Source organism: Bradyrhizobium betae, assembly GCF_004123905.1.
Taxonomy (GTDB): domain Bacteria; phylum Pseudomonadota; class Alphaproteobacteria; order Rhizobiales; family Xanthobacteraceae; genus Bradyrhizobium; species Bradyrhizobium betae_A.
Genome location: NZ_MZXW01000048.1, coordinates 48,702 through 55,552 on the forward strand (window position 1 = coordinate 48,702; position 6,851 = coordinate 55,552).

Below are 6,851 nucleotides of genomic sequence, written 5' to 3' on the forward strand. Positions count from 1 at the left end.
AAGACCAGGCGATCCAGTATTCCAGAGACAGCAGCGATTGAATCGAGAGGCCGCGGCGTACTGGATTCCCCGCCTTCGCGGGGAATGACAGCGGAGGGTGGGGCTACGGAATTACACCCGGAAATGCTTGCTGAGCTTCAGGCCCTGCGCCTGGTAGTTCGAGCCGATGCGCTGGCCGTACATCGCGTCGGGACGCGACAGCATCTTCTCGTAGACGAGGCGACCGACGATCTGGCCGTGCTCGAGGATGAACGGCACCTCGCGCGAGCGCACCTCGAGCACTGCGCGCGATCCCAGCCCGCCGGCGCCGGCATAGCCGAAGCCGGGATCGAAGAATCCGGCATAGTGCACGCGGAATTCGCCGACCAGCGGATCGAACGGCACCATTTCCGCGGCGTAATCGGGCGGCACCTGCACCGCCTCTTTCGAGGCGAGGATATAGAACTCGCCGGGATCGAGGATCAGGCTGCCGTCGGGACGGGCCGAGATCGGCTCCCAGAATTCTTCCACCGCATAGCCGGAGCGGCGGTCGACATCGACCACACCGGTGTGGCGCTTGGCGCGGTAGCCGACGAAGCCGTTCGCCCTCTCGCCCGAGAGATCGACGGAAACAGCGACGCCGCCCGAGAGGTCAGCATCGTCGACGTCGACGAGGCGCTCGGACGCATGTAGCGCATCGAGCTCGTCGGCGTTGAGGATAGCGTCACCGGTGCGGAAGCGCACCTGCGACAGGCGCGAGCCCTCGCGCACCAGCACCGGAAACGTCTTCGGGCTGATCTCGGCATAGAGCGGGCCGTGATAGCCGGCGCCGATCACGTCGAAGCGGCGGGTGCCGTCGGCGATCACGCGGGTGAAGACGTCGAGCCGGCCGGTCGAGCTTTTGGGGTTCGCGGCCGCGACGATCTCCGGCGGCAACGCCAGGCTCTCCAGCAGCGGCACGATGTAGACGCAGTTGGTCTCCAGCACCGCGCCATCGGCGAGGCTGAATTCGTGCAGCTTCAACTCGTCGATGCGCTCGGCGACGGTGGCACCGGGTCCCGGCAGGAAGCTGGCACGAACGCGATAGGCGATGTCGCCGAGGCGCAAGTCGAGGCTTGCCGGCTGGATCTGGCTTTCGACGAAGTCATAGGCAGGCAGGATGAGGCCTGCCTCCGCCATCGCCGCGATCATGCGGTCGGGCAGGATACCATTGGCGTCGGCGGCGACCGTGAACGTCAACCGGGGGTCCTCATCTGGGGTCGAGTGCATCCCGACATGCGGGAAATACTAGCGTTTTACGGCTATCCGATGGACGTCTTGACGGAAAGGGCATTGCGGAATATGAGCATGACTTATCCCGTGGTGATTTGAGCCGGCCGGCTTGCAGCCACGTTAAACAAGTCGCTAAACAGGCCGGGGACCTCTGTGATCCCGGCCCGTGGTTTTATCCAGGCCGGTTTTTTTGTGACCATTTTCGGTGGTCACGCAGGAGGTCCTATGTCGAAGTCCCCGGCGCCCACCGCGCAATATCGTCCCGAAACCCGCCTGGTCCATTCCGGCACCCTGCGCTCGCAATATGGCGAGACGTCGGAGGCGCTGTTCCTGACCCAGGGCTACGTCTACAACAGCGCCGAGGAGTGCGAGGCGCGGTTCAAGGGCGAAGACCCCGGCTTCATCTATTCACGCTACTCCAACCCGACCATCGCGATGTTCGAGCGCCGCATGATCGAGCTCGAAGGCGCGGAAGCCGCGCGTTCGGCCGCGACCGGCATGGCCGCGGTGACGACCGCGATCCTGGCGCCGCTGAAAGCCGGCGATCATGTGGTGGCCTCTCGCGCCCTGTTCGGATCGTGCCTCTACGTCATTCAGGACCTGCTGCCGCGCTACGGCATCGAGACCACGCTGGTCGACGGCGCCGACCTCGACCAGTGGCAGCGCGCGCTCAAGCCCAACACCAAGACGTTCTTCCTGGAGAGCCCGACCAACCCGACGCTCGATGTGCTCGACATTCCCGGGATCGCCGAGATCGCGCACAGCGGCGGCGCGCGGCTGGTTGTCGACAACGTGTTCGCAACCCCGATCTGGCAGAGCCCGCTCGCGCTCGGCGCCGACGTCGTGGTCTATTCCGCGACCAAGCACATCGACGGCCAGGGCCGGTGCCTCGGCGGCATCATCCTGTCATCGGAAGCCTTCATCGCCGAGCACATCCACAATTTCATGCGCCAGACCGGCCCGTCGATCTCGCCGTTCAACGCCTGGGTTTTGCTCAAGGGCCTGGAGACGCTGGGCGTGCGCGTGCGCGCGCAGACCGACACGGCCGCACGCATTGCCGATGTGCTGGCGAGCCATCCCAAGATTTCGCGGCTGGTGTTTCCAGGCCGTGCCGACCATCCGCAGGCAGCGCTGGTCAAGAAGCAGATGCGCGGCGGCTCGACGCTGGTCGGCTTCGAGGTCAAGGGCGGCAAGGCGGCGGCGTTCCGCGTGCTCAATGAGCTGAAGCTTGCGAAGATCTCCAACAATCTCGGCGACGCCAAGAGCCTCGTGACGCATCCGGCGACCACGACGCATCAGCGCCTGAAGCCGGAAGATCGCGCCGCGCTCGGCATCAGCGAGGGATTCATCCGCTTCTCCGCGGGGCTCGAGCATGCGGACGATCTGATCGAGGATCTGACGGCGGCGCTGGAGAAGGCGTGATCTTCTTACCCTCCCCTGGAGGGGTCCGGGACGAGCGTAGCTCGCCCGTGGGTCGCTTCGCATGCAGCGTAGCGAAATGCGAAGCGGGGTGGGGTGACAGTGCATCCACGTCGAACGCTGCCCGAGTGGAGAGATCACCCCACCCCGCTCGCGCTTCGCGCGATCGACCCTCCCCCTCCAGGGAGGGTGAGCAAGCTACATCGGCCGATATGTCCTCACATCCGCGGGCACGTTCACACCGATCTTGATCTGGCCGACGGAGCGGATGATGTCGTCGCCGAGCAGCTGGGCGAAGCAGGCGTAACCCCAATCGTTCATGTGCAGGCCGTCGGCGATCACGAAACTCTCGACCGGGATCGACTGGTTCTCGTGCCAATCGCGCATCACCTCGAAGCGCGGGAAGATGCCGACGTGACGCAGCTCGGCGACCTTGCCGAGCAGCTTTATCATCTTGCCGGCGCTCTCCTTGCGCTGGTTGACGGCCGGCGAATATTGCGGATCGACCAGCACGATGTCGGCTTCGTCGGCCGCCTGGATGCGCGAGATGCCGTCCTCAACCATCTTGGCGGTGTCGCCGGGATCGAGGTTGCGCAGCACGGCGTTGGTGCCGACCTGCCAGATCACCAGATCCGGATGCACGTCGATCACCTCCTTCTGGAGGCGCTTCATCATCTCGGGCGCGTCCTCGCCGCCGATACCGGCGTTGATGACGGTGATGTTGGCGGTCGGATATTGCCGGCGCAGCTGTGCGGCGAGTCGATTGGGATAGTTGAAATCGGGCGAGCTTGCGCCATAGCCCGCCGTCGACGACGAGCCGAACGCGACGATCACGACCGGCTTGCCGGCAACGAGCTTGCCGGCGACATGCGGCAGCGAGCCCATCGTCTTGGAGCCGCCCTTCGGTGCGAGACATGGCACGCGGCTGAAGATGTCGCCGGCGGATTTGGCGACCTGCTTCACCTTGTCGATGGCGCGCGCGGTGATGCCGCGCTGTTCGGCCGGCGACGTTGCGGCGACGGTGGTCTGGGACGGCGATGCGGGCGCGGGATTAGCGGATTGCGTGGGCGCGGGCGTCGCCTGCGCGGCCTGCGCCTGCGCGCGCGACTGCGATACCGGCGACAGGGACAGCAGCGCCGCCAGCGCGGGCGCAGCCAGCCATGCCGTCAGGCAAAAAGGGCGGAAAGAACTCATTAACGCTAGACCTCAATTTTGCTGCTGGGCCGGGCCCAGATGGGCGGCATCAATCACGAACTGTGCCAACGCCCGGCCAAGGCAATCATGGACCTGTTTCGCCAGCTCAGGCCCGCGGGACGGGCTGAACAGGTCGAACTGACCCTGATCATTCCACTGCCGCATGATCGCGAAACGGTCGAACAGCGGGACGTCATGCTCCTGCGCCACCACCTTCATATTGTCGAGGTAAGGCGGCACCGAGATCATGGTTTCGGTACGCGGGCTGTACTGCAAATTCATCAACACGACGTCAGCCCCTGCATTTTGCAGCGCGGAAACCCCTTCGGTCACTGCGCCGCGAAAATCGTCGGGATCGATGGCACGGATAGCATCCACGGTCCCGGTCTGCCAGATGACCAAAGTAGGCCTTTTTGCTTCCATCAGCTTAACGAAGGTGGCGGCCGCCTCCTCTGCGGTCTTCTTGCTCTGTATTTCTACGGAGACGTGCACGGTTTCCTGCGGCGGCAGCTTGTCCCTCAGGATGGCCTGCATGCGCGCCGGATAGGAGGCGTCCTCGGAGGCCGGAATCGTGGTCGAACGGCTGCCGATGACCAGGATTTCGAGCGGTTTGCCCGATTTGATGGCTTCAGCGACCTTGGGAAGCTGGCTTTCGCTGCTGAGCAGATAGGACGGCAATTCGCAGGCTGGAGGCGTAGCCGGAGCGGCAGGCGCAGCATCGCCCGCACGCGCCTGGGGCGCGGCGAGGCACCCGCATAGCAGGACCAGGCTCAGGAGAACCTTCGCCTTCATCAGCCCCCTCCCGCCATATCGGCATTGCCGACGGCGTTCTTGGTTTTCGCACCGCTCTTGTCAGCCACCCGCTTGTACCACGAAATCACCCATGCAACGCCCCACATGATCAGGATTCCGGAGAGACTAATCACCGCATGCATGGCTGCGCCGCCGGAGATTTCGGCCAGGATGAAATGGCCGGCGAAGGCGAGGAAGACGCCGAGGCAGAAGATCTCGAGCGAATGCGAGCCGCACAGGATCAGCGGCCGCAGCCAGGGCGATGTCAGGCCCGGCCAGTCGCGCGGCAGGAAGCGCACGGTGAGCGCGGCCAGCGCCAGGAAATGCGTGAGGCGCAGCACGTCGAGGTCGGTCTTGTCGATCGGATACATCCACTGCTCGAGCCGCTTCGGCATCAGATGGGACAGTTGCGGCACATACCAGGTCAGCGTGACGTAGAACGCCGCCACGATATAGGCGATCGCGATCCACATCGTCACCGGTGAGGCCAGAATACGAGACATGCGCCGCGCACCTCCGAGCGCACACCAAGCACCGAAGACGAAAAGCAATTGCCAGGCCAGCGGATTGAACGCCCAGAAGCCGTTCGGATAGGCGGAGAAATAGAGGTCGTATTCCCAGGTCACCGCATAGAGCACCGCGGACAGAGCCAGCGTGAGGTCGGGCTTCCACTTCATCGACCACAGGATCACGGGCAGCGCCAGCATCAGCACGATGTAGAGCGGCAGCACGTCCATGTTGACGGGACGGAAACGCAGCAGCAGCGCCTGCACGATGGTGACGTCGGGCTGCTTGAGGAAATCCATGATGCCCATCTCTTCGGTGTAGAGCGGGTTCTCGAAGCTGGTCGCCACATAGGAGATCTCGGCGAGGAAGATCGTGAACAGGAAGACGTGCGCGACATAGATCTGCCAGACCCGCCGCAGGATGCGCGCGGTGGCGATGACGACGCCGCTCTCCAGCATCGCGCGGCCATAGACGAAGGCGGCGGTGTAGCCGGAGATGAAGATGAAGATCTCGGTGGCGTCGCTGAAGCCGTAATTGCGGATCGTGAACCAGGTCAGCAGACTCGGCGGCAGATGGTCGATGAAGATCAGCCACAGCGCCAGCCCACGGAACAGGTCGAGCCGGAGCTCGCGCTCGCCGATCGCCGGCAGCGAGATCGCCGGTGCGGCGACGCGCGGCTTGGCCTCCGCAGGCTTGACGTCCACAGGCTTGGCACCCGCAGTTCCCGCGATTGGCGTTCCCGTCACTTGGTCGGCAATGGTCATCGGGGCCCAAAAACCCTTCCGCAAATCGCGCCGTTGGCAAGGAGTGTACCGATCCAGTCGCCGCCTCGCAAAGCGGCAGGATCACATCGGAGTGTACTTCTCCGCCAATTCTGGCGGGAGGATGTCGCGAAAGCGGACTGCAGCGTTTGGTTCCCGGCCGGGTTTTCGTTATGATGGCAGCCATGTACCGCGCCGTGACCCGCCAGATCGAAGTGACCGTCGAGCCGAACTTTATTCCGGAGCAGTCGTCGGCCGACCGCTCCCGGTTTTTCTGGTCCTACACCATCGTCATCACCAATTCCGGCGAAGAGACCGTGCAGCTGAAGACGCGGCACTGGATCATCACCGACGCCACCGGCCGCCAGCAGGAGGTGAAGGGCGAGGGCGTGGTCGGCGAGCAGCCGACGCTCGGCCCCGGCGAACGCTTCGAATACACCTCCGGCGTGCCGCTCTCGACCGCCTCCGGCTTCATGACCGGCCGCTACCAGATGGTCAGCGAAACCGGCGAACGCTTCGAGATCGACGTGCCGACGTTCTCGCTGGACAGCCCGGATAACAAGCGGGTGTTGAATTAGCCGAGGTGGGGCTCTCGTGTCCCGGACGCGCTGCGACGCCTCCTTGGCGTTGCTGCGCAGAGCCGGGACCCAGAAGGCAACACGGCAAAATGCCGCGACATGGGCTCCGGCTCTGCAGCGCACAGTCGAAGAGACGCTGCGCCGCGTCCGGGGCACGAGAGTGGAGTTTGGCAAACACGCTCTCCTCCGCGTCATTGCGAGCGCAGCGAAGCAATCCAGAGGGTTCCGCGGAGGGATTCTGGATTGCTTCGCTGCGCTCGCAATGACGGAGGATGAGGTGAGCGATAGTGCATCTCCAAATTCCACTGTCATTCCCTGCGAAGGCAGGGAATCCAGTACGCCGCGGCTT

6 protein-coding genes and 1 riboswitch are annotated in these 6,851 nt (G+C 64.3%); of the genes, 2 read left to right on the top strand and 4 right to left on the bottom strand.

The annotated features are described in order from the left end of the window. Positions 1-111 precede the first annotated feature (111 nt). Positions 112-1,248 carry a 2'-deoxycytidine 5'-triphosphate deaminase gene (locus B5V03_RS32565; RefSeq protein ID WP_129274489.1) on the bottom strand — a complete coding sequence of 379 codons (1,137 nt, stop codon included), beginning with the start codon at positions 1,246-1,248 and terminating at the stop codon, positions 112-114. An 80-nt stretch (positions 1,249-1,328) separates the two neighbouring features. Next, positions 1,329-1,408, top strand: a riboswitch (SAM riboswitch). Positions 1,409-1,476: 68 nt separating this feature from the next. On the opposite strand from B5V03_RS32565, the gene B5V03_RS32570 reads away from it, so the two are divergent. Next, positions 1,477-2,673: an O-succinylhomoserine sulfhydrylase gene (locus B5V03_RS32570; protein ID WP_129274490.1), complete on the top strand. Its 1,197-nt coding sequence runs from the start codon at positions 1,477-1,479 to the stop codon at positions 2,671-2,673. 195 nt (positions 2,674-2,868) lie between these two features. Here the strand turns inward: B5V03_RS32570 and B5V03_RS32580 are convergent, their stop codons facing one another. Genes B5V03_RS32580 through B5V03_RS32590 form a run of 3 tightly spaced genes read right to left on the bottom strand, consistent with a single transcriptional unit; the run spans position 2,869 to position 5,927 of the window. Next, on the bottom strand, positions 2,869-3,864 hold the full coding sequence (locus B5V03_RS32580; protein WP_129274492.1) for an SGNH/GDSL hydrolase family protein: 996 nt from the start codon (positions 3,862-3,864) through the stop codon (positions 2,869-2,871). Between the two features lie 12 nt (positions 3,865-3,876). Continuing rightward, positions 3,877-4,656, bottom strand: coding sequence for an SGNH/GDSL hydrolase family protein (locus B5V03_RS32585; protein ID WP_129274493.1), 780 nt, complete (start codon positions 4,654-4,656; stop codon positions 3,877-3,879). Next, the gene (locus tag B5V03_RS32590; protein WP_129274494.1) at positions 4,656-5,927 is read right to left on the bottom strand and encodes an OpgC domain-containing protein; all 1,272 of its coding nucleotides are present in this window, start codon (positions 5,925-5,927) and stop codon (positions 4,656-4,658) included. The genes B5V03_RS32585 and B5V03_RS32590 overlap by 1 nt, the downstream gene beginning before the upstream one ends. 182 nt (positions 5,928-6,109) lie before the next feature. Between B5V03_RS32590 and apaG the strand changes: the two genes are divergently transcribed. Continuing rightward, positions 6,110-6,502 carry a Co2+/Mg2+ efflux protein ApaG gene (apaG, locus tag B5V03_RS32595; RefSeq protein ID WP_164988451.1) on the top strand — a complete coding sequence of 131 codons (393 nt, stop codon included), beginning with the start codon at positions 6,110-6,112 and terminating at the stop codon, positions 6,500-6,502. The last annotated feature ends 349 nt before the right edge of the window (positions 6,503-6,851 follow it).